26 protein-coding genes and 2 pseudogenes are annotated in these 25,528 nt (G+C 46.2%); 9 read left to right on the top strand and 19 right to left on the bottom strand.

Going from position 1 to position 25,528, the window contains the following annotated elements; all coding sequences use genetic code 11:
* Window positions 1–82: 82 nt before the first annotated feature.
* From DXA97_RS04375 to DXA97_RS04365, 3 genes are all read right to left on the bottom strand, one after another.
* Window positions 83–454 (bottom strand): hypothetical protein, encoded by a 372-nt coding sequence (locus DXA97_RS04375; protein ID WP_118718714.1) that lies wholly within the window; start codon window positions 452–454, stop codon window positions 83–85.
* A gap of 258 nt (window positions 455–712) precedes the next feature.
* A complete protein-coding gene (locus DXA97_RS04370) occupies window positions 713–2,062 on the bottom strand; it encodes an MmgE/PrpD family protein (protein ID WP_118718713.1) in 1,350 nt (449 codons plus the stop codon).
* Between the two features lie 12 nt (window positions 2,063–2,074).
* Window positions 2,075–3,334 carry an MFS transporter gene (locus DXA97_RS04365; RefSeq protein WP_118718712.1) on the bottom strand — a complete coding sequence of 420 codons (1,260 nt, stop codon included), beginning with the start codon at window positions 3,332–3,334 and terminating at the stop codon, window positions 2,075–2,077.
* 156 nt (window positions 3,335–3,490) lie between these two features.
* Here DXA97_RS04365 and DXA97_RS04360 point away from each other — a divergent pair, with 156 nt between their 5' ends.
* The gene (locus tag DXA97_RS04360) at window positions 3,491–4,405 is read left to right on the top strand and encodes a LysR family transcriptional regulator (protein ID WP_182436795.1); all 915 of its coding nucleotides are present in this window, start codon (window positions 3,491–3,493) and stop codon (window positions 4,403–4,405) included.
* A gap of 12 nt (window positions 4,406–4,417) precedes the next feature.
* On the opposite strand, the gene DXA97_RS19890 is transcribed toward DXA97_RS04360, so the two are convergent.
* The 4 genes from DXA97_RS19890 to DXA97_RS04345 all read right to left on the bottom strand — a co-directional run bounded on the left by DXA97_RS19890 (window position 4,418) and on the right by DXA97_RS04345 (window position 7,824).
* The gene (locus tag DXA97_RS19890) at window positions 4,418–4,741 is read right to left on the bottom strand and encodes a hypothetical protein (protein WP_147355537.1); all 324 of its coding nucleotides are present in this window, start codon (window positions 4,739–4,741) and stop codon (window positions 4,418–4,420) included.
* Window positions 4,742–5,045: 304 nt separating this feature from the next.
* Entirely contained in the window at window positions 5,046–5,189 is a 144-nt protein-coding gene (locus tag DXA97_RS20025; protein WP_182436794.1) for a hypothetical protein, read from the bottom strand.
* 13 nt (window positions 5,190–5,202) lie between these two features.
* Window positions 5,203–6,621 (bottom strand): sodium:solute symporter family protein, encoded by a 1,419-nt coding sequence (locus DXA97_RS04350; RefSeq protein ID WP_118718709.1) that lies wholly within the window; start codon window positions 6,619–6,621, stop codon window positions 5,203–5,205.
* A gap of 36 nt (window positions 6,622–6,657) precedes the next feature.
* Window positions 6,658–7,824 (bottom strand): mandelate racemase/muconate lactonizing enzyme family protein, encoded by a 1,167-nt coding sequence (locus DXA97_RS04345; protein ID WP_118718708.1) that lies wholly within the window; start codon window positions 7,822–7,824, stop codon window positions 6,658–6,660.
* Window positions 7,825–8,089: 265 nt separating this feature from the next.
* Here DXA97_RS04345 and DXA97_RS04340 point away from each other — a divergent pair, with 265 nt between their 5' ends.
* A complete protein-coding gene (locus tag DXA97_RS04340) occupies window positions 8,090–8,365 on the top strand; it encodes a hypothetical protein (protein WP_118718707.1) in 276 nt (91 codons plus the stop codon).
* Window positions 8,366–8,654: 289 nt separating this feature from the next.
* On the opposite strand, the pseudogene DXA97_RS04330 reads toward DXA97_RS04340, so the two are convergent.
* Both DXA97_RS04330 and DXA97_RS21885 read right to left on the bottom strand, forming a co-directional pair.
* Window positions 8,655–9,241, bottom strand: a pseudogene (locus DXA97_RS04330) (SpoIVB peptidase S55 domain-containing protein).
* A complete protein-coding gene (locus DXA97_RS21885) occupies window positions 9,238–9,450 on the bottom strand; it encodes a hypothetical protein (RefSeq protein WP_347561450.1) in 213 nt (70 codons plus the stop codon). The pseudogene DXA97_RS04330 and the gene DXA97_RS21885 overlap by 4 nt, the downstream one beginning before the upstream one ends.
* A 273-nt stretch (window positions 9,451–9,723) precedes the next feature.
* Here DXA97_RS21885 and DXA97_RS04325 point away from each other — a divergent pair, with 273 nt between their 5' ends.
* The gene (locus DXA97_RS04325; protein ID WP_118718705.1) at window positions 9,724–9,993 is read left to right on the top strand and encodes a hypothetical protein; all 270 of its coding nucleotides are present in this window, start codon (window positions 9,724–9,726) and stop codon (window positions 9,991–9,993) included.
* 365 nt (window positions 9,994–10,358) lie between these two features.
* Window positions 10,359–11,444 (top strand): IS110 family transposase, encoded by a 1,086-nt coding sequence (locus DXA97_RS04320; protein ID WP_118718704.1) that lies wholly within the window; start codon window positions 10,359–10,361, stop codon window positions 11,442–11,444.
* A gap of 146 nt (window positions 11,445–11,590) precedes the next feature.
* Here the strand turns inward: DXA97_RS04320 and DXA97_RS04315 are convergent, their stop codons facing one another.
* The gene (locus DXA97_RS04315) at window positions 11,591–11,809 is read right to left on the bottom strand and encodes a helix-turn-helix transcriptional regulator (protein ID WP_118718703.1); all 219 of its coding nucleotides are present in this window, start codon (window positions 11,807–11,809) and stop codon (window positions 11,591–11,593) included.
* Between the two features lie 138 nt (window positions 11,810–11,947).
* Here DXA97_RS04315 and DXA97_RS04310 point away from each other — a divergent pair, with 138 nt between their 5' ends.
* The 4 genes from DXA97_RS04310 (at window position 11,948) to DXA97_RS04295 (ending at window position 14,461) form a co-directional block, all read left to right on the top strand.
* Window positions 11,948–12,364: a helix-turn-helix transcriptional regulator gene (locus DXA97_RS04310; RefSeq protein WP_118718702.1), complete on the top strand. Its 417-nt coding sequence runs from the start codon at window positions 11,948–11,950 to the stop codon at window positions 12,362–12,364.
* A 15-nt stretch (window positions 12,365–12,379) separates the two neighbouring features.
* A complete protein-coding gene (locus tag DXA97_RS04305; protein WP_118718701.1) occupies window positions 12,380–12,604 on the top strand; it encodes a hypothetical protein in 225 nt (74 codons plus the stop codon).
* 64 nt (window positions 12,605–12,668) lie between these two features.
* Entirely contained in the window at window positions 12,669–13,133 is a 465-nt protein-coding gene (locus tag DXA97_RS04300; RefSeq protein ID WP_347561449.1) for a Uma2 family endonuclease, read from the top strand.
* 287 nt (window positions 13,134–13,420) lie between these two features.
* On the top strand, window positions 13,421–14,461 hold the full coding sequence (locus tag DXA97_RS04295; protein WP_118718700.1) for a site-specific integrase: 1,041 nt from the start codon (window positions 13,421–13,423) through the stop codon (window positions 14,459–14,461).
* 127 nt (window positions 14,462–14,588) lie between these two features.
* On the opposite strand, the gene DXA97_RS04290 is transcribed toward DXA97_RS04295, so the two are convergent.
* Together DXA97_RS04290 and DXA97_RS04285 are read right to left on the bottom strand one after the other, a co-directional pair.
* On the bottom strand, window positions 14,589–15,872 hold the full coding sequence (locus DXA97_RS04290; RefSeq protein ID WP_118718699.1) for a lactate racemase domain-containing protein: 1,284 nt from the start codon (window positions 15,870–15,872) through the stop codon (window positions 14,589–14,591).
* A gap of 53 nt (window positions 15,873–15,925) precedes the next feature.
* Entirely contained in the window at window positions 15,926–17,218 is a 1,293-nt protein-coding gene (locus tag DXA97_RS04285; protein WP_118718698.1) for a GntP family permease, read from the bottom strand.
* A 470-nt stretch (window positions 17,219–17,688) separates the two neighbouring features.
* Between DXA97_RS04285 and DXA97_RS04280 the strand changes: the two are divergent.
* Window positions 17,689–18,170: pseudogene (locus DXA97_RS04280) on the top strand (GNAT family N-acetyltransferase).
* A gap of 94 nt (window positions 18,171–18,264) precedes the next feature.
* On the opposite strand, the gene DXA97_RS04275 reads toward DXA97_RS04280, so the two are convergent.
* The 7 genes from DXA97_RS04275 to DXA97_RS04245 form a co-directional block, all read right to left on the bottom strand.
* On the bottom strand, window positions 18,265–19,551 hold the full coding sequence (locus tag DXA97_RS04275) for a DUF1576 domain-containing protein (RefSeq protein ID WP_118718697.1): 1,287 nt from the start codon (window positions 19,549–19,551) through the stop codon (window positions 18,265–18,267).
* Window positions 19,552–19,562: 11 nt separating this feature from the next.
* Window positions 19,563–20,396: an undecaprenyl-diphosphate phosphatase gene (locus tag DXA97_RS04270; RefSeq protein WP_118718696.1), complete on the bottom strand. Its 834-nt coding sequence runs from the start codon at window positions 20,394–20,396 to the stop codon at window positions 19,563–19,565.
* Window positions 20,397–20,411: 15 nt separating this feature from the next.
* Complete coding sequence (locus DXA97_RS04265; protein WP_118718695.1) at window positions 20,412–21,098, bottom strand: uracil-DNA glycosylase; 687 nt, start codon at window positions 21,096–21,098, stop codon at window positions 20,412–20,414.
* A gap of 170 nt (window positions 21,099–21,268) precedes the next feature.
* A complete protein-coding gene (gene hisF / locus DXA97_RS04260; protein WP_118718694.1) occupies window positions 21,269–22,030 on the bottom strand; it encodes an imidazole glycerol phosphate synthase subunit HisF in 762 nt (253 codons plus the stop codon).
* 25 nt (window positions 22,031–22,055) lie between these two features.
* Window positions 22,056–22,664, bottom strand: coding sequence for an imidazole glycerol phosphate synthase subunit HisH (hisH, locus tag DXA97_RS04255; RefSeq protein WP_118718693.1), 609 nt, complete (start codon window positions 22,662–22,664; stop codon window positions 22,056–22,058).
* 98 nt (window positions 22,665–22,762) lie between these two features.
* Window positions 22,763–23,533, bottom strand: a complete 771-nt coding sequence (locus DXA97_RS04250) for a hypothetical protein (protein ID WP_118718692.1) — start codon at window positions 23,531–23,533, stop codon at window positions 22,763–22,765.
* Window positions 23,530–25,488 (bottom strand): ABC-F family ATP-binding cassette domain-containing protein, encoded by a 1,959-nt coding sequence (locus tag DXA97_RS04245; RefSeq protein WP_118718691.1) that lies wholly within the window; start codon window positions 25,486–25,488, stop codon window positions 23,530–23,532. Before DXA97_RS04245 ends, DXA97_RS04250 begins: the two co-directional genes overlap by 4 nt.
* Window positions 25,489–25,528: the final 40 nt, after the last annotated feature.

Below are 25,528 nucleotides of genomic sequence, written 5' to 3'. Positions count from 1 at the left end.
AATCATCGTTGCCAAACCATCTATGCCCCTGCGCAGGTCCGTATAGCCAGCTGCAAGATAGATCTTTTTTAACCCGGTTGCATCATTCAGCATGAAGTAACACCTCCATAGTGCCTCGGATGACATCCATAGAAGCGTGGTTATAAATTTCAAGTGTCAGCCCTCTGGAGTTTCGAAGAACGGCTGCCGGTTTAACATCAAGGAAATCTGCTGATGAGATTGTTTCTGATGCTGGCACTGGAAGTTCCACAAAAGCCGGTTCTGGATTGCAAGCTTCCAGGCATGCTTTTCTAACCCGGCGTAAGCGATAATAATAATTCGCTTTGGTAATGCCATGCTCACTGCACCAGGTTTCAACTTTCATATCTGTGGGACGGTTCTGGCATTCCTGTATCTGTGCGGCCCACTGCCGTAGCCGAACCTGCTCAGCTACCAAACTTGTTTGACTGCTCATAGTCTGACCTCCATAGTCAGTCAAAAAAGTTAAGTGCTCAACTTTTTTAACTCTGTGTTGTATGAGACTATTATTACAGAAAATGAATCAGAAAAACAGGTACTTACTATAGTGCGTTTACGAAACATGCGCCCGCTGGGCGCACAAGTAAAAAAGAAGCCCCAACGGGACTTCTTTAAAAATCAGATATTAATCAGCTGTAAATAGTAACATTTTAATAATAAAAATCTGTTCAACGTTTTTCTGTAAAGCACTGCTTTATAACCCAGCAAATAAATCTCTTACATTATCCAAATCTTCCAGTTTCAGACAACGTTCCCATAACAATTCTGCCGCTTTATCAGAAATCACTCCTTCCGCCAACTGCTTATATTTCACTTTTAACTTATCCAGAGGCATGGCATCTCTCAAATCTCCCCAGGGTTCTTTCTCTACGATCTTAAACGAACCTCGTGCAGTTTGAACCTCCACAGCCGCTGCCCACTGTCTTGGATAATTTTGGGTCATCTCATCATCTATCTGTATTTCCGTCTTAGCAACTAAATCCAGAAGTTCAGGCTGCACAATCGATTCCATAGAAAATGTGTTTTTATCCACCCTTCCACGAAGCAGCGCTGCTGCTGCTCCTCCGGAAATACTGAATTTAGCCTCGCGGGAAGTCATAAAGGTTTTATTGTTTCTTGCCGTGATAGGCGCATCTTTATATGTAGTGATGATAATTTTGTCAATTTCTTCCGCTTTTATATCGTACTTCTCCTTCAGCTGCAGAGATGCGCTGATTGCTGCATGAGTGTGGCTGCAGGACGGAAAAGGCTTAATAGACAACATCTCTATCATATATTCATTGCCAAGCGTCTCAAAAAAGCGTTCTGGATTTTTCTCCTCTGAATGAGAAACGATAAATCCTTTTTCACCTTCTATGATTTTCCTGGCTCCCGTATAGCCTCGCTTTGCCAGCATAGAAGCCAGAAGACCATCAGCAGCCGCCTTTGCACAATGTAAGTATTTTGTCATGGCACCTTCCTGATTAAACTGCCACAGACCTGCCGCCATAGTACCGGCATTTCCCAGTGACCACACAAGCTGATCCCTGTCCAGTCCCATAATAATGCCGGATGCCATAGCCGCTCCAAAAACACCGCATGTTCCCGTACTATGCCAGTACTTATTCTGAGACACTCCCGCTGCCAAACTAATTCGGCAGGCTGCTTCGATCCCCAATACAATAGCACGAATCAGTTCTTTCCCTGATGCACCATATTTTTCTGCTGCTGCAATGGCTGCCGGTAAAATCGTGGTTCCGGTGTGCATACCTCCCGCTCCGTCATCAAACTCCAAAATATGACACCGATAAGCATTGGACATAGCAGCATAATGAGCAGAACTTTTTTTCCAACTGCCTACCAAGGTAGCCTCCGCCGGGGCTGCAGCCTCAAAAACCAAATCATCTATAATCGCAGCCTCGGCACTATCCGCTGCCCCCAGAATGCAGCCCAAATAATCAATCACTGCATCTTTAGCCTTAATCTTAGCTAGTTCAGGGATATCGTCATAAACCAATCCCAATGAAAAATCTGCAAGTTTTTCTGTAAGTGTACGATTATCCATGGCAACCTCTCATTATTTCTCTTCTGCTGCTTTTCTGCTCTTTATGATTCTAAACATAACAAATGTCATGACAAGAGAAAATGCACCAAACACAAGGAGGATTACGATAAATGTCTCCATAGCCGCTGTTGCATCCATGGTATCCAAAAGTTTTCCGGATATAATAGGAAGGAACGTATCTCCAGAATAGCCAATTGTTGCAATCAGACCAGTAGCAGTTCCGGAAAGAACCATCGGAACTCCAGCTTCACGAAGGGGTCCATAATATTGTCCTCTGGCTGCGCCCCGGAATCCGGTAAATACCAGATAAGTAAGGATAAATGGAATAGCCATAGCTGGAGACTTCGGCAGGAACAGAACAACCGCGGTAGTGCACATAAGCCCTAAAGTGCTGAGAGCCAATGCCTTTGTTGCACCCATTTTATCACCTAACCAGCCACCGATAAAGGAACCAACCGGCTGCATGTAGGTACTGATCATAACTGCTACTGCTGCCATCTGTACGGACAGAGAGAATTTGCTGGTACCAATCTTTGTAACATAACCTGACAGGTTTGCACTCATAGAATATGTACCCAAAACAATAAGAGAAACTACCCAGACTGCCGGATTCTTTAAGCACTGTGCCATCTGCTTTATAATGCTCTCTTTATATACAGCGCTTTCTTCCTCAGAATCATCGCTGAACACAAACCAGGAAGCAACACCGCAGGCTAATGTGATTACAGCGTCATAACGAAGAACTGCGACCAGACCATCCTCAATGGCAGCGAATCGGCTGAACAGCCACACTGCAACAGTTGCGATCAGCATCTTGCCCACATTACGGACACCTTCCTGGAAACCAAGGGCTTTACTCTCTCCGGCCATAGCCTTTCCAAATTGCCTGGTTGCTTTCACAAGAGCCGCCCAGAAAGTCAATGTCGTTGTAGCACCCATTGCCCCAAAAATAAAGACACCTACTTCATAGGACGGGAATGTACTCTCCCACAGAGCCAGAAGGGCCGTACTGATAAAAGAAAAGGTGAGCAGTTTTCTCGGTGAGAATTTATCTGCAATAATGCCGCCCGGGAAATAAGCAATCAATGACACGATAGAAAATGCACTGAACATCGTTGCAAACTGCGTATTAGTGATATTAAATCCCTGTATAAATGCCTCATAGTAAGTATTCTTTTCATAAATAGGCTGATAAATAATGTAAGCCCCTATTCCCAGTACAATAAACTGTATAAGCGCTTTAAAAGTTAATTTACTCTTTTGTACTGACATCTCATATACCTCCACCTTTTTATTTTTCTCACAGATTCTAGCTAAAATCTTTATAATTTGATTGTATTATACCGTTGTCATAAGTTCAAATATATATTATTATATGTGTATATAAGTTGTATCTTATTTCTTATGCCATAAAGGAGGGAACTTATGTTGAATCAGAAACAGGCAGAATATTTTCTGGAAATTGTCAACTGCGGCAGCATCACAGAGGCTGCCAAAAATCTTTTTATCTCCCAGCCTGCTCTCAGCCAAACCATCAAAAATATTGAAAATGAACTGCAGTTTCCTCTTTTCATCCGCGGGACTTCCCCGCTCCAACTGACTAAAATGGGCGAAAGAATGCTTCCCATTGCCCGGAGCATCATTTCCTTCAACCAGAATATCGAAAAACAGATCAAGGCCCTTCAGGAACTTCCTACACACACGCTGCGCATCGGAGTTCTCTCCGGCCAGGCCCAGGGAATCATCACTCATATTCTGACTGATTACATTGCCTCTCATCCCCAGGTTGAGGTATCCATCACCGAAACCGGCTCTCATGTAATTGAACAGCTGCTTATGGACGGAAAGATTGATATCGGAGTTTTAAGCGGAGCTCCGACTAACTCTTCCTTTAATTATGTCTTCATCCGAAATGACACCATGGTAGTGCTTGCACCTAAAACTTCTGATTTTGCTAAAAGACATGCCAATGCCTCTGCGATTAACTTTGACGAACTTTATGACCAACAACTTGTGGCAAAGACTATAGGAAGCTATTCCCGTCTTTTATTAGACACCTTGTCTCATCTGTATGGCATACCGCTGAAAATCAAATACGAATTTGAAAACCTGGCTCCCATCGTACCCAATTTCCCCAAACTAGGATGTCTTACTTTTTTGCCTATATCTTACTATAATGTCACTCCTGAATTATACGAAACCTCAAATTACTATTATATCAACTGCTCAGAAATCCATTACAGCGAATTTCTCTGTTTTCATAAAAGCCTCCACATATCGGATTATATTTCTGATCTTCTGGATGTAATGCAGAAACACCTCGCTCAAGCAAACAAGCAATAACCATCTTGTCCTTTATCGTTTTATAGTAAACCCATCTGCTGCATAGGGGCGGCAAAGCATCTTGCCATCTGCTCTGGCCTCCCCGAAATATACTGCCCAGAATGGCCGATAAACACTGGTAACGCCTGTAAATTCTATAGTCCGGCAGCGCTTTCCCAGCATTTTTCTGCTGAAGATAACCGCCACCTGCTTGGAGTCGAATTTCATATCCTCAGGTTCATAATCCTTTGGTTGAATCATACTTGCTGGTACATCTTTCACTTCAAGAGACGGGAGCATTTCCAGAAGGGCCACACTTCCTGTGCTGCCATTTCCAATCATGCGGATTGACTGCATGTTTTCTTGCTCCCTATTGCCACTTAACATTGTGCCAAGATTTTTTCGAAAACTGATTTTGTATTCCAAAATCAGATACTCTACATATTTCAGTTCAATATTGGACACTGTCCGTCCGCATGTAAACAACTTATTCAGCCATAAAGTTCCCTTTTTCTGAAGTTGTTTCTCCAAATCTTCTTTACTTAACGTGATAGATGTACACTCAATCTGCATATTCAATCCCTATCCTTTTCCTCTTGTTCCTGCGGGTTGGTATGTATAATTTTGATGATGTAGTTTATAAACACTGCCGACACGATAATCACCAGGCACCCGGTATTCCGAATTCAATCATAAAATTACTGCGCACATAAATAGATACCGTCAAAATCAGGACAATTACAAAATACAAAATCACCAACAGCCAATCAATGACCATAGAATCTCTTTTGTTCTTATCTTTCATGACCTCGCCCTTCCTATCCTTTCGCACATTCTCTTGTATATTCCTTACCAAACCGGCTGCCAATCAGAAATGCAATCAATGAAACAGGTACTGCAAAAAACGCTCCGTCAATATTGCCGATAGGTGTCACCACAGGATAGCAGAACTTAATCACAAAAAACGTAAGTCCGCCGCTTATCATAGCAGCCCAGGCGGCAACGTCCGTCTTCCTTCCCCGATAGAATAATCCCATAATTGCCATAACAAATTGAACTGACATCGTCATAGTTCCAAAAAACTTGGTAACATCTACAGAACGGGTAAAGTAAAATGCCCCCATGTATCCGATCAAAGCAAAGGCAGCGATAGAAATCCTTCCACACAGAATATTCTTCTGGTCCGACAGCGGAATCAGCTCACCAATGATGTCATTAGCAATCATCATGGCGCATGCCAACCAGACACTATCAAGCGTAGATATAATCGCGCCTAAAAGCCCCACAGCAAACATCCCTCGAATGCCTGATGGAAGAACCTGACACACCATTGCGATATATGATTGTGCAATATTGGTTCCTGGGCGCTCAGTCCCTACTACCAGCCCGGCAATGGTCAGCAGGAAATCCATCATAATAAAGATACAGAAACATGCTAAATAAGATCTGGCAGCTGAACGTGGACTGTCAGCAGCGGAAAACCTCTGATAAAGATTGGCATGCACATACACCTTCAAAGACACAAACATCAATGTTACGACTTCCAGCGTATTGGCTCCATGGAAAGGGTTCAGCATATCCTGCGTCGTATCTGGTCCATAGACCGCTGTCAGTTTCTGTATTAATCCTTCCCAGCAACCTACATTGCCCCAAAGAGCAGAAGTGGCAGCCGCAATCGAAACACACATACAGAAAAACAAAAGCATATCTGTCACTGCGACTCCCATCATTCCGCCGAAAATTGTCAAAACCACAACTCCCATCAGAATCAGCGGAACCACCCAGGTCACGCTCTCGCCAAACAAGCCTGCCACAACATTTTTTAACGCAACAATCTCTGAAATGGAAAGAAGCGTAATCAGCATATAAATTGCCATAAAGAAAGACACTTTCTTACCATAAACCTTTTTCAACATCTGCGGAATAGTCATCTCTGTACGCATACTGACTGCCGGTGCCACCCAAAGGGCCAGCGGAATCCTGGCCACATGAGCACCTACACACCAGATTCCCCAAGCAGCAAGGCCCGACATCGCCGCTGTCTCAACTGTATTCAGCAGCCCCGGCCCTCCATACCAAGATGCCACCAATGTCCCCACCAGAAGTGAAAATGGGATACTACGTGAAGCCACATAATAACTCTCTGCATTTTTGATTTTAGAAGCAAATTTCTTAACAATCAGAACCAAAAAACAAATAATCAGAAGAATCACAAGCCAGTCAATCACATTCAGCATAGTTTTCCCCCTCCATATCTCTTATCTTGCCAACCCTTAACCTACGAAACCGCCGTCCACACCTGTTCTCATCCGAATCGGATACTGATCATAAGGGAACTTCTTTTCTGCATCATCCACCAAATCAATTCCCAGACCTGGTGCATCCGGCACAATCAGATATCCCCTGTCACATTTAATGGTATCTGTCACAATCTCATTCAGCGGGAACTTCTCTCCAGTACCCGGCTGAGTCCTCATACGAGAATCATTTGGATATTCCTGAATTGCAAATGCGGCTGTAGAAGCATCCACATGAACGCTGGCTGCCGTACAGATTGGACTGCAAGGATTATGCGGCACAATCAGAAGGTCATTGGCCTCTGCCAGAACTGCAATCTTCTTCAGCCCTGTAATACCGCCGCACAGGATTACATCTGCCCTTAAATATCTCAATGCCTTGCGGTTTACAAGCATCATGAATTCCTGCAGCGTGTGGATTCTTTCACCGGTTGCAATAGGGATTTTAATATTGGCCGCCACCTCAGCCATGGCATCAAAGTTATCCGGCCGCACCGGATCTTCATAGAAATATGGGCGGAACGGTTCAATCTCATTGCCAAGGATGATAGCCTCTGCCGGATTCATGAATCGGGAACATTCCACACAGATATCCACATCATCGCCAATGTTTTCACGAACACGTCTCACGACGTTCACCGCATCACTGATCTTCCTTACATAAGACTTATTATATACCTTGTCCATAGGCTCGTCCAGAAATGGACATAAATGTCCCACCGCGGTAAACCCCTCCTCAATAGACGCCTGGCAACGTTCTAAAAGTTCCGGCAGCGTCTTACCCCGCACATGACTATAAGTTCTGATTTTCTCTCTGACTTTTCCTCCCAACAAACTATGAATTGGAACATTATAGTATTTTCCGGCGATATCCCACAATGCGATATCTACGGCGCTTACTGCTCCCATCAACGCCGCTCCCCGGAAATAGTTGGAATGCACCAAAAACTGCCAATGCTTCTCAATTTCCAATGGGTTTTTCCCAATCAGGTAATCCCGAAACAATGTATCGATAATAATGCCGGATGCCTTTAAAAATCCCCAGGCACCTGATTCTCCAATACCTGTAATCCCTTCATCTGTATAAATTTTTACAAACAAAAACTGGTTAACAGGAATAACTTTTACATCGGTAATTTTCATATTTTATTACCCTCCACCAACTTTTTATCATGAGTTTTTCACGTGAATTTCTCTCTGTAAGTTGATTATAATATGGAGGCAGACATAAAATCAAATATATGTTATTATATTTATACATAAGCATAAACTTATGAAAAGATGTTATTATTGATTTCTGTATGATAATCCAGTATAGTGTGAACAACATTTATATTGTTAGGTGCACTACGATATACTATAATTCATTAGGAAACAAAAGAGTGAACTGGTATTTAAGGAGAAAATTATGCATAATGCAACTCTTCGAAATATTGGTATCATTATCGGTGTCATTATCGGTTTGATCTCTATTTTAGCAATTGAGACACTTGTCTATTTCAGATATTTTGCATTCGTTCCCGACAAAAACGGTATGGAGGCAAAGTATTTCCTGCTGAAGGTTACCCCGTACAATAGCGGTACGAATGAATTCGGGGAATCTGTCGGCTATGGAAAGGGGAATCCAAAGATTATGAAATATCAAACGGTGATATTTTTTATGAGGATTTTGATGATACGTTAGTGCAGAATCCCAAGAAATCTGAAATCCCTGATATGATTGGTTTGTTGTTCCAGGTAATATCTTTGGATGAGGACAATGTGACACTTCTCATCAATCAGGAAGAATGTACGATAATGTACGGAGAAGAATTTGTTGTCTGTTCCTTGCTTGAAGTTCAAGATGGTGCCTCAACCAGTTATCGAGTGCAAATAACGCCATGATCTAACCACCATTTTAGACGAAAACCTTTTCTTTTGAATATAAAAAGCAGGTATTACAATGAAATACTCATTGCATTACCTGCTAAGGATCATTCCGCTGCCTCTAACATATTTTCAATAAATATTCCATATCCTCTGGTGGAGTCTTGAACAAATACATGGGTTACGGTCCCAATGAGTTTTCCGTTCTGAATAATAGGCTTCCGCTCATGCCCTGGACAATGCCGCCGGTAAGTTCCAGAAGTTCCGGGTCAGTGACCTGGATGACCAGGCTTTTATTCGTATGATTGCTGGAATAATCTACTTTCAGAATCTCTATCTCATAATCTTTTATCTCACCTGACACGCCGATCCTTAAGTATGCCAATCCTTTCGTCACATCCTGACGGTATCCGATTTCCACAGGCTCCTGAGTCACATTCTTCACAAACCGGTCATTGACAGTACCAAAGATTCCGGACTCTGTGTTGACCCTGACTTCTCCCAAAAGGGAACCGGGACCATAATAAATCACACCGGACATCACCCCCGGATTGCCAATCGTCCCTTTTTCAATACCGATGATTTCCGTATCATAAAGATTTCCCTGGGAAATTTCCACCACTTCTCCCGTATCACTGTCGCTGATGCCATGCCCCAACGCTCCAAAATTGCCGTTCAAATCAAGATAAGTCATAGTTCCAATTCCCTGGGTGTCGCTGCGGACTGCAGAAGCCCTGCTGCCGGTTCTACACTCATGCCTTCCTGATTAATCAGTTCTCCGGTTCCTATGACCATAACGCCATCGGATTTTAGATAAATTCCCACCGGAGCCCCACAGGGAATGGCGTAACGGGTGTCTACCACATCAACCTGAATTTCCTTCAGACGGATAAATCCAAACAAATCCAGTCCCAGCTGGTAACTTCCTTCCGTTTTTCTGCATAGGCTAAACGCCTGATTCCTTATAATCGTAATCTGGTCTGACGGGATATTGGGTTACTATTCACAGCTGATTAATATCTGATTTTTAAAGAAGTCCCGTTGGGGCTTCTTTTTTATCGTCATATTGCACTATATATAGTGGATATATTTGTAATCATTTATAGCCACTATATTTTGACGTTTTATGATGGTTGTGATATTATAAATATAACCACTATCAAAAGGAGATGCACTATGCCGACCATCGTTCAACACTACGACAAGAAAACTGGAAAGACCCGTGTTTATGAGTCTACTCCTCACTATGATCCTGTTACCAAACAATCGAGACCCAACCTTGCCAAATCCACTGCTCAACAAGCTGATATCTTGAAAGAGCAACTCGACTTCGCAAAGTCTGAAGCTGAATCAGCAAAGAAAGAGGCTCTCTTTGCAAAGATCACTTCCATTGTTGCTATTCTGGTAAGTATTGCAGCCGTTATTGTGCCAGTACTACTCGGATGATTATTAATGCAACCGCACAAATGACTATAGCTGCCACTGACAAAACACTCGCCTGGCGGCTATATTCCCGTGCATTGCGAACATCCTCCACAATTTTCCGCATAGTATCCTGCTCTGTCGGATTCATGCCCCTCGCCTCCTCTCTATATCAGATTTACGGTTTCAATCTTGTCTTCCGCATCTCCCCAGTGATATACTTTCTGTACAGGCGTTGCAGCGCCAAGTACAAAAGAAAGGAGCTTCCTGTATAATTCAAATGTAGGGGCCGCCAAGAAAGAAGGTTGAGAAAAAAATACCTCAGTGTAAAATAAGGTTACTGACTTTGCAGGGTTAGTAAAAATCTTATTAAACAAAGAGGTATCGAAATGAATTATAACACGCAGAACGCAAAAATTGCATCCATAACTGAAAAAACTTTGATTGTAGGAATCGATGTCGGCAGTGAAACTCATTATGCCAGAGCATTCGACTGGCGGAATTATGAGTATACGAAGAAACCGCTGGAGTTTAGCAATACAGAGGCTGGTTTCCTGACATTTAAAGCATGGATGGAGGATCTTGCAGAAAAGCATGGAAAAAACGTTGTGATTCCCGGAATGGGGCCAACAGGACACTATTGGTTTGCATTGGGAAAGTTCCTGCAGGACAACGGAATGAAGCCTGTGCATGTAAATCCGCACCATGTTAAAAAGTCAAAAGAACTGGATGATAACAGTCCAAGCAAGAATGACCGAAAAGATCCCAAAACAATCGCAGCGTTGGTAAATGAAGGAAGATTTTCTTATCCTTATATACCAACCGGTATTTACGCAGAGATCAGAAGCCTGTCGAACCTGCGCTTCCAGACGCAGGAAGAACTTACCCGAATAAAAAATCGGATTGCCAGATGGTTTTCTATCTATTTCCCTGAGTATAAAGACGTTTACGGGGATGTAAAGGTAGTAAGTGGCCGAAAAGTGCTGCAGATAGCACCGCTTCCAGAAGATATAAAAAAACTTGGAGCAGAAGGTGTAAACCAGATTTGGAGAGACGCAAAGCTGAGAGGCGCAGGAATGAAAAGGGCAAAGACCCTGGTATCAGCAGCCGAGCATAGCGTTGGAAGCAAAGAGGCACCGGAAGCAGCAAGAATAGAACTGAGACATCTTCTGAATGACCTGGATGTATATGCGACAAGATTAGATGAACTGCTTCATAGAATTGAAGCGATACTTGGGGAAATTCCATATGTTGATAAGCTGATGGAAATCAAAGGAATCGGTCTGATCACAGTCAGTGGATTTCTTGCAGAAGTTGGAGATATCAAGCGTTTTGATAATCCCAAACAGCTGCAGAAGTTAGCTGGATATGCAATTGTGACAGACCAATCAGGGAAGCACAATGGAGAAAGCCGGATCAGCTATCGTGGCCGGAAACGGTTAAGATATCTTCCGGAGACATCGATTGATCAATAACTTCACTTAAATGATTTCGAATTGTGTCGACCATAATCTCTGTCGATACCTTTTTAGGCTCCAGGTAACTCCGAATTGCCTGGAGCTCTTTTCTTATGGCAACAAGCTCAAAATAAATCTTTTTCAGCACTCTCTTCGCCTCCCCTTTATCTACTTTTTGTAGAATAACAGGGTAAAAAAATATAGTCCTGCGGAATTCCATATAAACGAGACATCATTTCTACCTCTGGAATACCCAGAATCACTTTACCTTTTTCCCAGTTAACTACAGTAGTTTTGCTTACTTTCATTGCTCTTGCTGTATCTTCCTGAGTCATATTGGCATTTACTCTGGCCGCCGCAAGGCTAATCTGAAATTCGGCCAATCCTATCACCTCCTCGATCTGTAATTTATTTTACTCTACTTTTTGTAAACTGTCAATACTTTTTGTAGAATTATTTTAATTTCAGTATTGTTATTTTTCTACTTTCTGTTATCCTATAGACATAGGAGGTAAGAATTAATGCCCGAAGAAATTTATAAGAAAATCTTTTCTAAAAATTTAAATCACTATATGGAAATAAATCAAAAATCGCAGACCGATATAATTAATGACCTTGGTTTCAATAAATCCGCTGTTTCAACCTGGTGCAATGGAACACGGTTACCAAGAATGGATAAGGTCGAAGCACTTGCTAAATACTTTGGAATAAATCGCTCAGATCTTATAGAAGAAAAAGACAATGCAGAAACCTCTGACGAGCCTTACTACTTAAACGATGAGACCCGCCAGATTGCACAGGAAGCATTTGAGAATCCAGAGCTGCGCACCCTCTTCCACGTTGCCAGAGACATCCCTCCAGAACGTCTGAAAGCACACATCGAATTTATGAAGAGCCTGAAAGCTCAGGAAAAGGGCGATCCGGACGAACCGTGCTAAGCAAAGGAGAACTATATGAATAACCCACTGCTGACAGAAGCCATCGGGGTATACTTTCTTGATATGGATACCGCTGTGGAAGAAGAAGTGCATCTAAACGAAGACGGCAGCTTTACCATTATCATAAACGCCCGGATCAGCCAGGCCAGGCAGATGATTGCATATCAGCACGCTCTGGAGCACATCATGCGGGATGATTTCAGCAAAGCCGATGCAGATGAAATTGAAAGGGCTATGTAACCCAGCACTGATTGTCATAGAAAAGTTTTAAAGAGCAATACTATTGCAGAAAGGAAGTGTTTTTATGCCATTATTAAAAGACTACTACACCGCAGAAGACTATTGGAATCTGCCAGAGGGTGAACGTGCGGAGCTGATCGATGGAAAATTCTACGACATGGCACCGCCAAGCCGGATTCATCAAAAACTCGTATCGGGCTTGCACTTCATTATTCGAAAATATATTTCAGATCACCACGGTTCCTGTGAAGTCTATCCTGCTCCATTTGCTGTTAACCTCGATGCTGACGATAAAGATTGGGTGGAACCGGATGTTTCTGTAATCTGTGATCCAAACAAGCTGACTGATCGCGGATGTTCTGGAGCTCCGGATCTGGTTTTCGAAATTGTATCCCCGTCCAGCCGAAGAATGGATTATAACCGAAAAAATACACTCTATTCCGACGCAGGGGTCCGCGAATATTGGATTGTCATCCGGCAAAAGAGCGCGTCACCGTTTACCACTTCGAAGACGATGCAGCTCCAGTGATTTATTCCTTTACGCAGGATATTCCGGTCGGGATTTATCCGGGACTGACAATCAAAATCAACGATTTACTGTAACCGTATGGAATTCTAGACAACTTAAAAATGCAAAAACCGCCCGGTATTGGCATACCGAACGGCTTTACATAGATTTCTCTTACCGGATTGCTCCGGCTTGATATATCAGCTTGAACACCTGAATTATATCATTCTCAGAGCGCTCTGGCAAGGGGTGTTATTTTTGTACCTATTTCTACCGTTGCGACATCGCAACGACCACACGAGAGGAGAATGATATATGCAAAGGCCAAAAAACTGAAATCCGGTTCCTATCGCTGTCTGGTCTATGATTACACAGATGGAACAGGAAAACGGCACTATGAATCGTTTACGGCCGACACACGCCGCGAAGCGGAACGTCTGGCCGCAGAATATGCGGCAACCAAAGAAATAAAGAAACGTCCTGATAACATGACAGTATACGAAGCACTGGACAAATACATCCAGGTAAAAGAGGGCGTGTTGTCTCCCACTACGGTCCGTACATACAAAAGCGCAAGACGGACACACTTTGACGATATCGGCAACCTGTCTATTCGGGATATTACAAACACCACCATACAAGCATGGGTCAGTGATCTCACCAAACGGCTGAGCCCGAAGACGATTGCAAACACCTACGGTTTTCTGGCGGCCACGCTGGATATGTTTCTTCCAGACCTGCGTCTGAAGATCGTTCTGCCGCAGAAAAAGGACACGCACTTCTACACTCCGTCCGATGCCGACATCAAAACCCTGCTGATGCAGATCTCCGGCACTGAGCTGGAGATTGCCGTGTTACTGGCTGCGTTTGGAACACTCCGACGTGGGGAAATCTGTGCGCTGACAGATCAGGACATCCGCGGGGACTATATTACAGTCAATAAAGCCTATGTGCGGGACGAGCATAACGAATGGGTCTTAAAAGAGCCCAAAACCTTTTCCAGCAACCGCACCATAGAGCTGCCGCACTTTGTCATCGAAAAAATGTCCGGTATCTCCGGGCAAATCATCAAAGTACATCCGGATGCACTCTCTGAGCGTTTCCGGCGCGCGATCCGATCATCCGGACTGCAGAAGTTCCGTTTTCATGATCTCCGACACTACTCTGCCAGCATCCTGCATGCCATTGGTGTGCCGGATCAGTACATCATGCAGCGCGGCGGCTGGGCTTCCGACCATGTTATGAAAGCTGTTTACCGGAATACGATCGATGAAGAAACTACAAAACAAAATGCGAAAATCATCAGCCATTTTGAGGGCATGCAACACGAAATGCAACACGAAAATTGAGAAGCCGCATAAACACTAGGTTTTTAGGCAATAATGCGTAGGTTCGATTCCTATCAGACGCATTTTTCTTTTACCAAAAAATCCCTGTGGCACATCATTCCATGTGCCACAGGGATTTTTTTAATACTTAATCCATCATTCCATTTTCATCAAAATACATCGGGGTCGGACCGCTTACATAGCTGATTCCGTCCATATCCTTAATGGAGTCATAAAGAGCCTCCGATACCTGGATTTCATCCAGACACAAGGTATTCTTGATGTGTACCACTCTTGCCTTCTTGTAATCCAGGTTGTGACAGCAGCGGATGCACATCAGCACTGCCTCTTTATCGGTATTGACATACAGCGGGATCGGACATGCATCCATGATTCCGGTAGTCAGCACGTTGGTCCAGGTCACTTCCCAGTCTACATCATTTAAGCAGCGTCTGGTCGTTACATCTGCAGAACCAAGACCGCAGCCATTATGATGAGCTTCCGGCGTGATGCCGCGGATAAACAGCTTCTTTAAATTCAGGGTCGCACCGAACGTATGCGTAATATTACGTCCGGTCACATTCGGATCATGACCGTTTCCGCTGATATTCTTTCCAATCTCATCAATGATCAAAACGTCAATATCATTGAATTTGAATTTTGCCATACGCTCTTTTGCAACAACCAGAAGACGTGCATCGGTCTCCATGAAATTGTCCTTGCCGCAGACTTCCATTGCACAGATATCATCGTATGCGTTCTGCACTACGCCAACGCCGAAAGCAAACGGACATTTTTCCAGGAACTGCTCTGCCACCTGCGGGATCAGTTCCGTAAAACGATGGAATCCAAAGCTGTGGAACATGCTTGCGCCTTTATGCTTTGCAATACCGATTGCTATCATCTTCGCAAGACCGCTCTCGTGAGGGCCTCGGAAATCGGTATGCGGCTTAACCTTATTAAAGATTACGATTCCGTCGGATTCGTAAGCATATTTATCGCAGTAAAGCGGAATGCCGTTCAGTTCACCATACTGCACCACCTCCATGGATGACAGGATCGGTACGCCCATGCTCTCCTCCGTGATATTATAACCGGCCAGCATCTCCAGCTGTCCCTCAGCACACGCGCCGCCGTGGCTTCCCATGGACGGAATGATAAACGGCTCTGCTCCCCAGCTCTTTAAGGTATCGCAGATGGTGCGCAGCATCACATCCAGATCCGGAATGCCGCGGCTTCCTGCTGTGATACAGATCCGTTTTCCTTTATAGCTTTCTTTGTTTTCTACTTTTTCAAGCTCTGCCAGCATATGTCCCTTAATATCTTCGATCTTGGTCGGATCATAGCTCTGGCGAATCGTTACCATATTCGGGATTGGAACATTCTCCATTCCCTGAATTGGTGTATGGACTTCTGGAAACTGAATAAACATTTAGTATCTCCTTTCACAAAACCGCTGTCATGTTTCTTTTTCGTACCCCTCTTTTATGCCATTCCGAATAAATAAAACAGCAGGATCATAAATACCAGTGTGATCAGTGGAATCAGGCAGGTAGTTACGAAGATCGGGAAGTAGGAATGACGGTGATCATTCTCAGTTACGTTCAGCACGGATACAACCAGGCCGTTGTGCGGAAGAGAATCCAGGCCTAAGCTTGCCAGCGCGCTGACACGGTGCAGTGCCTCAAGGTTTACGCCAAGCGGAACAAAGTAATCTTTAATGATCGGAAGCGCAATGCCAAGACCGCCGGAGCCGGAACCGCAGACACCTGCCAGTACAGTAACTGCCAATGCAGATGCGATCAGCGGGCTTCCTCCGATTTTCGTCACCGAACCGATCAGGGTATCGAAGGCCGGAGTTGCCTGAACCAGAGAGCCAAAACCAACAACTGCTGCCGTGTTAAACAGAGAACCTGTACCATCTTTTGTGCCATCGCCGAGATGTTTCCAGATTTCCTTCCACGGGATCTGTTTTGCATAGCAGATCAGACCGGCAATAAAACCAACAAACAATGCGAGCTCTGCGCTGAGCTTGAAACCATTTAAAGCAACAAGAAGGATGATCATCGGAAGCAGCGCAACCACAATGTTCGGAAGCTCTTTTCCTTCTTTCAGTTTCAGCATAGCCTCATCCTTCTCAGTCATCTCGAAGTGAAGGCCTTTTTTCTTGGTATAACCAACATACCAGATCATAAATCCAAAGACCAGAATTGCCTCAAAAACTGCTGCGATTATTCCCGGAACGAAAGCTGCAGTGGCCGGAGTGCCGAGGATCTGACCCGGCATCAGGTTCTGGATCTGCGGAGAACCCGGCATCATACCAGTAAAGGTACCTGCGCCTGCAAAGTATACTGCCGGAATCAGAGTACGAGAGATATCCCCCTTCTTAAACAGAGAAACCATCAGCGGGTACAGAGTAAACATACATACGAATACGGACACACCGCCATAAGTCAGAATCACACCTGCAAGCATAATAGACGGAACGATGAAGCGGTCACCCAGCTTATCGATCACGACCTTTGCTACTGCATCTGCCGCTCCGCTGATGTCAGTCAGCTTGCCGAACAGCGATCCCAGAACGAAAATAAAGAAAAACTTTCCGAAATAGTTTGCCAGTCCTGTTACATATGTCGTTGTAATCTGTTCTACCGGATTCATTCCGGCCGTAACCAGAAGAAAAATACCGGAAATCATTGCACCGAAAAAGATCGGAACCCCTTTGAAACATAGATAAATAAGTAATACCAGACTGAGTATAACCAGTAAGATCTGCATAATATCTCCTTCTCATTTTTCATTTTCTCAATGCTTCTGTTTTGATTACCTTCCCCTCAGAGATACGCTATCCGTATCGTGCCATGACTCACCCTCCTTTTCTTCTTTTTTCATTTGTTATTTTTTTCACATTTAGCGCCCGTGATTCCCAAGTTTACTAGTATACAAGTTTTGTAAAAAAAAAGATGCCGATAATCATCTCTTCCGGTCTCATTGTCGCATGTCATATATTACCAATTTTTTTTCATAATGTAAAGTATTTTTTTATTTTTTTCACATTTCTTTATTTCAGTTTTTAAAATGGTATGTCCATTTGGTCTGTTCTCTGTTTTCATGTACGAATTTCATTTTGTTATTTTTTTGTCTTTCACATGCCAAACCACGTTTGCCGAAACTGCCGGCTAGATTTTTCAAAGCCACCATGCTACAATACCATCTGTCTTTAGAAAAAAATCAGGAGGACTTTCCCTATGTTAATCAGAACCGCCACCATAGAAGATCTTGATGCAATCACCGCCGTTGAGGCTGAATGCTTCCCACCCACTGAGGCTGCCACCCGCAGCGATTTTAAACAGCGCCTGGCCCATTACAGTAACCATTTTTGGCTCATGTTCGATGAAGATAAGCTCATTGCCTTTGTAGATGGCATGGTCACCGATATGGCTGACCTGACCGATGAAATGTATGAACATGCCGCTCTCCATAAGGAAGACGGTACCTGGCAGATGATCTTCGGCGTCAATACCATCCCGGAGTACCGCAGACATGGCTATGCCGGAGCCTCATACAACGTGCCATCTCAGATGCCAGAGCTCAGGGCCGCAAAGGACTTGTGCTCACCTGCAAAGATAAACTGATCCATTATTACGCAAAATTCGGCTTCGTAAACGAAGGAGTGTCCGCCTCCGTACATGGCAATGTAACATGGTATCAGATGCGGCTAAGTTTCTGAGCGCAATATTGCAATTTAAATGTATGACAAAGGCCGTGTGAGTTGCCTTTCGGCAACTCACACGGCCCTATTAAAATTAATCAAATTATTATTGTTACAGCGATAATCCGCCGCGTGCTCTTGCCCGTCTGTCGCGGATGGACTGAATCACCGGAACCAGGAACATAGCCACAAGGCCGCCTGCGAATCCGTTGTTATAAAGATTCATACCTCCATATACGATTCCCACATTCAGTGCTACGGAGGAATGTAAAAATCCTGCGATCACACCGGCAATGATTCCAAACTCACCGGCAATCGGTGCCAGGGTCGTAGATAACAGCAGTGCCAGGATCGCGGACGGATCCGTGATGCTCCAGCTTTTCGCCTCGCTGGCGATCAGCACACCTGCCATGACCGGCAGGATGTTGCGCAGATGCTTACCGGTGGCACTGAAGCCCACGACGGTAAAGATTCCGCCGATTGTCGGGCCGTTTAAGTCCCCGCCGACCATAACGACAAACAGCATGGCAGCCAGGCCGTTCACGCCCATATTAATCATGACAGCCGCGCCGCCCTCCGACTTATAATAATCCGTACCGCCCAGGCCATAGGACCGCAGGATGCTGCGATAATCCTCCAGTGCCATCGGATCCGTCAAAATGCCGTAGGCGATCATGGTTCCGAACAGAATGGACAGCAGAAGGATAAAGGTCTGGTTCTGCCCGGTAAACCAGATCAGGCGCGATTCAATGGTCACGCCAAATGATTTCAGGATAGACACGATGACTGTCGCGATGATGCCGCCCGCAAATCCCACATTATAAAGGGAATAACCTTTATGGGAATAATGGACATGGGTACTGAGAGGCGGTAGCACAAAGCCAATGATGATCCCTGTTGCCGCACAGAGCAGCAGTCTGAGCGGAAGCGGCAGGTTCACGATATGCATGACCTGGCTCACGATCGGTGAGAGGCTCGTCCCATAAAAGCCCACATACAGGTAACGCTTCACCGTGGTCTTATGGTATTTCGCATAAAGAAATACTCCAAGCAGGATCATCCAGATGTTCAATAGGTTTTTCCCAAACAGGGAGAATCCAAACATCAGACAGGTCGATGTGATCGTATGTCCGTCAAAGTTCATATCCAGGGCATACATGATACCGATGCAGATCAGTGTCAGGACACCCGCGTTGATAAAAGCCGCACCGACACCACCGATCACAAAGTAGTCTGTGATCAGAAAGTCCGGTTCCCGTATGATTTCCACAATCCCGTGAAAAATTCCGTCTATCGGCTGCATAAATAATCCGGCCACAATAAAATAAACCGGAAGCAGGGACAGGATCAAAAAGCATTTGTTTTTTGAAAGTGGTCTCTGTATTCCAAATCGGTTCATCAATTCCTCCATTATCCAAGAAATGCAGTTACCCCGAAATAGAACAGCACGATGACGCCCAGTACGATCCGGTAATAACCAAATACCTTAAAGTTGTTTTTTCTGATGTAGCCCATCAGGAATTTGATGGAATACACCGATACCACAAAGGCGATCACCATACCGGCAATCAGGTAAAACAGCTCCAGCCCGGTAAAGTGGAAGCCAAACTTCACCAGCTTTAACAGACTTGCCCCGAACATGACCGGGATTCCTAAGAAGAAGGAAAACTCTGCTGCCGCACTGCGGGAGCAGCCAAGGATCATGGCACCAAGGATGGTGGATCCTGAGCGGGAAGTGCCCGGTACCAGAGAAAGCACCTGGAACAGGCCTATCAGCAATGCTGTTTTGTAAGAGATCTGTCCCGTGCGCTGGATTGGGAAATCTGTATACTGGTTATGGTTCTCCAGAATGATAAACAGCACACCATAGATGATCAGCGTCGCCGCTACCACATAGCCGTTATAAAGGTGGGCATCCATCCAGTCATCCAGCAAAAGTCCAAACACCGCCGCTGGTACACAGGCTACAATGATCTTCAGCCAGAGTCGTACAGTTCCCACCTTCTGCGCCCGGCTCTTTCCCGGATCAAATGGATTCAGTCTCCGGAAATACAGCACAACAACCGCCAGAATGGCACCTAACTGGATCACCACCCGGAACATGGACATAAATGCGTCGGTTACATTTAAATGGATGATCTCATCCACCAGGATCATATGACCGGTGCTGCTGATCGGAAGCCACTCGGTAAAGCCCTCCACGATTCCCAGCACCAGTACCTTTAAGAATTCAATAAAATCCATATTTCTGCCTCATTTCTATTTGTCTTTCTCCACATTTTCGATCTGCCAGTCGATCGGGCTAAGGCCATGCTCCTCCAAAAATGCATTGGTCTTGCTGAATGGCCTGCTGCCAAAAAATCCCCGGTACGCAGAAAGCGGGCTCGGATGCGGTGCCTCTAAGATCAGATGCTTCGGATTGTTCAGCATCGCCTTTTTCGCCTGCGCCGGACGCCCCCAAAGAATAAAGACGATCGGCCGGTCCTGCTCATTTAAGATTTTGATCGCTGCATCCGTGAATTCTTCCCAACCGATCCCATGGTGGGAATTCGCCGCATGCGCCCGCACAGTCAGCACGGTGTTTAACATCATCACGCCCTGCTTCGCCCACTTTACCAGATAACCATTGTTCGGTATGTAGCAGCCCAGGTCATCGTGCAGCTCCTGGTAGATGTTGACCAGGGACGGCGGGATCTCCACATCCGGCTTCACGGAAAAGCAAAGGCCATGTGCCTGCCCCACATTGTGGTATGGATCCTGCCCTAAGATCACCACCTTCACCTCCGAAAGTGGTGTAAACTCAAACGCATTGAAAATATCGTTTGGGTCCGGGAAGACCTGTCTGGTCTCGTATTCATGTTTTACTGTCTCATACAGCTTCTTGTAATATGGCTTTTTAAATTCCCCGCTCAGCGGGGCAAGCCAGTCATTTGCAATGGCACCCATTTTTCCATCCTCCAATTTCCGATGTGTTACTGTACATGCGTACAGTAACTTCGATATTTCTCCCTGCCTTCCAAGGTAGCAGTTTTTTCCTCTCTGTTTTTTCTGGTGCCGCTAAAATTCCGGCGCACCGGCATTCCATTTTCCGGCACTGCCAGACATCTAAGCAGCCGCTATAACCGCACGGAAATTCCGCGCTCCCGCAGATACTCCTTCAGATCACGGATCTCCAGCTCTTTATAATGGAACAGGGATGCCGCCAGAGCTGCATCTGCCTTGCCCTTCGTCAGGGCATCGTAGAAATGCTCCTTTGTTCCCGCACCGCCGGAAGCAATGACCGGAACCGACACGTTTTCAGCGATCATGGCAGTCAGCTCATTGTCGTAGCCAGCCTTGGTGCCGTCGCAGTCCATGCTGGTAAGAAGGATTTCCCCAGCACCTAAGGCATCTGCCTTCATGGCCCACTCTACCGCATCCAGCCCGGTATCGATCCGTCCTCCGTTTTTGTAGACATTCCAGCCGCTGCCATCTGCCCTGCGTCTCGCGTCAATGGCTACTACCACACACTGGCGGCCGAATTTGTCCGCTGCATCGCTGATCAGCCTTGGGGTATTGATTGCGGAGGAGTTAATGGAAATCTTATCTGCACCTTCCCTCAGAAGGCGTCTGAAATCCTCCACGGTGCGGATTCCTCCGCCCACAGTGAACGGAATAAATACAGTTTCCGCTACCCGGCGGACCATATCCACCACCGTCTCCCTGGCATCTGAGGATGCTGTGATATCTAAGAATACCAGTTCATCTGCACCGGCCTTATCGTAGGCGGCCGCGATCTCCACCGGGTCCCCGGCGTCACGCAGATTCACAAAATTAACGCCTTTTACCACCCGCCCATTATGAACATCCAGGCAGGGAATGATTCTCTTTGTAAACATATACGGCTCCTAACTGCCTTATTCGTTACAGGCTGATGAAATTTTTCAGGATCTGAAGGCCCACCTCACTGCTCTTTTCCGGATGGAACTGGCAGGCAAAGATATTCCCCTGCTCCACCGCCGCATGAATGTGGGTACTGTACTCCGTGGTAGCTGCCACAATATCCGGGTCCTCTGCCTTCAGGTAGTAGGAATGGACAAAATACACATAGGCACCATCCGGGATCTGGGCAAACAGGCAGGTGTCCGGCTTGATTTTTAAGGAATTCCAGCCCATATGCGGAATCTTAAGGCCCGGGCTGTCCGGAATCTTCAGGATCTCACCCTTTAAAAGTCCAAGGCCTTCCACACCATCGCTTTCATCGCTGCGCTCAAACATAAGCTGCAGTCCCAGACAGATTCCCAGGATCGGGATGCCCTTATCCTTTACCGCCTCCCGGATCACATCCACCAGTCCGTACTGGTGCAGGCGCTCCATCGCATCGCCAAATGCGCCAACTCCCGGAAGGATCAGCTTGTCCGCTGCAAGGATTTCTTCCTTTTTTCTTGTTACAACCGGCTGCTCCCCAAGGGCAAGCAGCGCTTTTTCCACACTTCGTATATTTCCGGCATCGTAGTCAATAATCGCTATCATCGGTCTTCCTCCATGCAGTATTGGTCTGTTCCCGTCCGCAAATACGGGCGGGAACCTTTCTTCTCCCGCATCCTTGCCTTGCGGCTACAGGATTTTATTTATACATTATAATCATTTTTCAGTATCCAGTCTACCGAATTTTGGTGAACACCGGCTGCACGTTCCTTCAGTTCTTCGGTTGTCTGCGGAAAGGTCTGGTTCACCCGCAAAAAGAAGGAGCCCTGGTTAAAAAATGCAGTCTTCTCAAACGGGAAACGGATCACGCCCGGATTCGCAAAGCCCACGCCCAGCTCCAGGATCACCAGGTCCTTATTGAAGGTTTCCGTCAGCCACCGGGTATAGCGGTTCCACTGCGGCAGATAGCCTTCTTCGATATACGGGTGTGCCTCGATGGTATTTCCTGTAAGCGGTGCCCCGCAGTGCGGACAGATGCCGGACGGGATCTCATCCGGCTCCCAGATATCCTTTGTGCACCCGGCAGAGCACTGCTTCCAGGTTTCGTTGCCACACGGCGCCACGATCCGCTGCACCCGCTTATCCTTCGGCTTTTCCTTGACCGGGAAGATACGGTCCATGAGTGCCTGGGTCTTATCATCTGCTGATGGGCAGGAAATCTCCTCCATATGGATTTCTTCTGTCACTGCGGTTTCTGTCTCACTGCCAAGCGCAGTATCAAAGATCAGCGCATCAGTTGCCATGGTGATGATAAAGTAATCCTTGTCCTTCACCAGCTCATAAAGATTCCGGTAAGCCGCCCGAAGGCGCTCCTCCTGTTCCTTGTCACCACGTTTCCATTTCCACTCCTCGCCCAGGCCGACTAAAAGCTTCTGACAGCCCGAAAGGCGCGTACTAAATTCTGCTGTATTCATGATAAATATTCCTCCTCGTATACGTCATACCATTCCATGCACTGTTCATGCCAGCGCTCCCAGGCCTCATCCATTGCCGTTTTAGCTGACACCAGATACTCCGGAAACTCCTGCTGGCATTGCAAGTTCATGTTCTCCTGTACAAGAGCTTCCTTCTCTGCCAGAGCAAGAGCCCAATATTCTGCCGACTGTCTCCACTCTGCAAGAAATCCCTGGTACGCTTCCTCCAGCTGCGCATACCGCTTCTCCTCCGGCTCCAGCTTTTCCATCACCAGACGGAGCTTCCAGTCTGCGTAGATCTCCTCTGTGGAAAATTCCCGCAGCCGGTGGCGTTCCGCCTTCGGCACGGCCCGCATTCCCTCGATCAGGGCTGCATCCTCAGCCTTCACCTGGGCCGAAAGCTCCTCCCCGTACGCCTCGGCCTTACGCTGCTTTTCCAGATAATGCTCGTAGCCAAACGGATAGTACATCGGCCCATCCTCCGAAAAGATCAGGACGCTCTCTGCCACCTGACGGATAAAGTACCGGTCGTGGGACACAAACAGGATCGTTCCTGTGTAGGCCCTAAATGCCGATTCCAGCGTTTCCTTCGCCTGCACATCCATGTGGTTTGTCGGCTCATCCAGGATCAGAAAATTCGGACGGCTCTGTAAAAGCTCCGCCAGCACAAGTCTGGCCTTTTCCCCGCCAGACAGGTCACTCACCCGTCTGGATGCCTGCTTTCCCCGAAATAGATACGCACCCAGCACACTGCGCACCTCTTTCTCTGTCATCGACGGGAATAAGTCATGAAAATGCTCCGCCACAGACTTTTCCGACTGGATCTGTGCGGAATGCTGGTCGAAATACCCGATGGTGATGTGGTTTCCCAACACACACCGGCGCTCCACCGAACGGTCCTTTTCCCGAAACGGCGGCAAAAGGCCGGCAACCGTCTTTAAAAAAGTGCTCTTTCCGGCACCATTGGCACCAAGCAGCCCGATCTTTTGTCCGCGCCGGATCCGCAGGGAGATTTCCAGAAGCGGCCGGTCATAGCCAATCTTTAAATGTTCCGCCTCGAAGACCCACTTGCTTCCTAAAACCAGCGGCTCGATATTTCCCGGAAACAGATGTACCTCATCCTCTGCCGGGCGCTCCACCCGTTCCATACGCTCCAGCTGCTTTTTTTTGGCCCGGGCAAAGGACGCCTTCGTTGGCTTATGACGGAAGCGCTCGATCACGCCATTTAACCGCGCTTCCTCCTCCTGTTGCCGCTCCCAAGCCTTTCGCTGCCGCTCAGTGCGCTTTCTTTTTTCTTCCCGGTACTGGCTGTAATTGCCTGCATACCGGGTCAGCATTCCGCCGGACACCTCCACGACTGTCTCCGCCACCTGGTCCAAAAAGAAGCGGTCATGGGAGACCATCACCACGGCATGCTCATACCGCTTCAAATACTGCTCCAGCCACTGGATCGTTTCGATATCCAGATGGTTGGTCGGCTCATCTAACAACAGGATATCCGGCTTCTCCAAAAGCAGGCGGATCAACGCGATCTTCGTCTGCTCGCCACCGGAAAAGGAACCGATCTTCCTTGTCTTGTCCGTCCGGTGAAAACCAAATCTGGTAAAGATCCGGTCATATTCCTGCTCATATTCAAACCGCTCCCTCGCATAGGTATCCCGGAATGGGCACGCTGCCAGAAGGATCTCCTCCACGGTCTGTTCCCGGTCTGAAAACGCCTGCTGGCGCAGCATGCCCACCGTTAACTGCCGCGACTGGCTGATCCCGGCCCCCTGGCGTTTATCGTCCCGCTCCAGCTGCAATTCACCTGCGATCAGTCTTAAAAGCGTTGTCTTTCCTGCACCGTTCTGGCCCACCAGGGCGATTTTTTCATTGCCCTTTATCTCAAAGTTCACATGGGAAAGAATTACATTTCCTCCCGCACGGACCGTTCCATCTGTAATCTGATATAACATAAAAAGCCTCTTTTCTCTGTCACTGCTAACAGTGTAACAA

The organism is Clostridium sp. OF09-36 (assembly GCF_003481985.1).
Taxonomy (GTDB): Bacteria; Bacillota; Clostridia; order Lachnospirales; family Lachnospiraceae; genus Brotaphodocola.
Note: the sequence above shows the minus strand (reverse complement) of the source record. Positions and strands in the feature narration are given on the sequence as shown.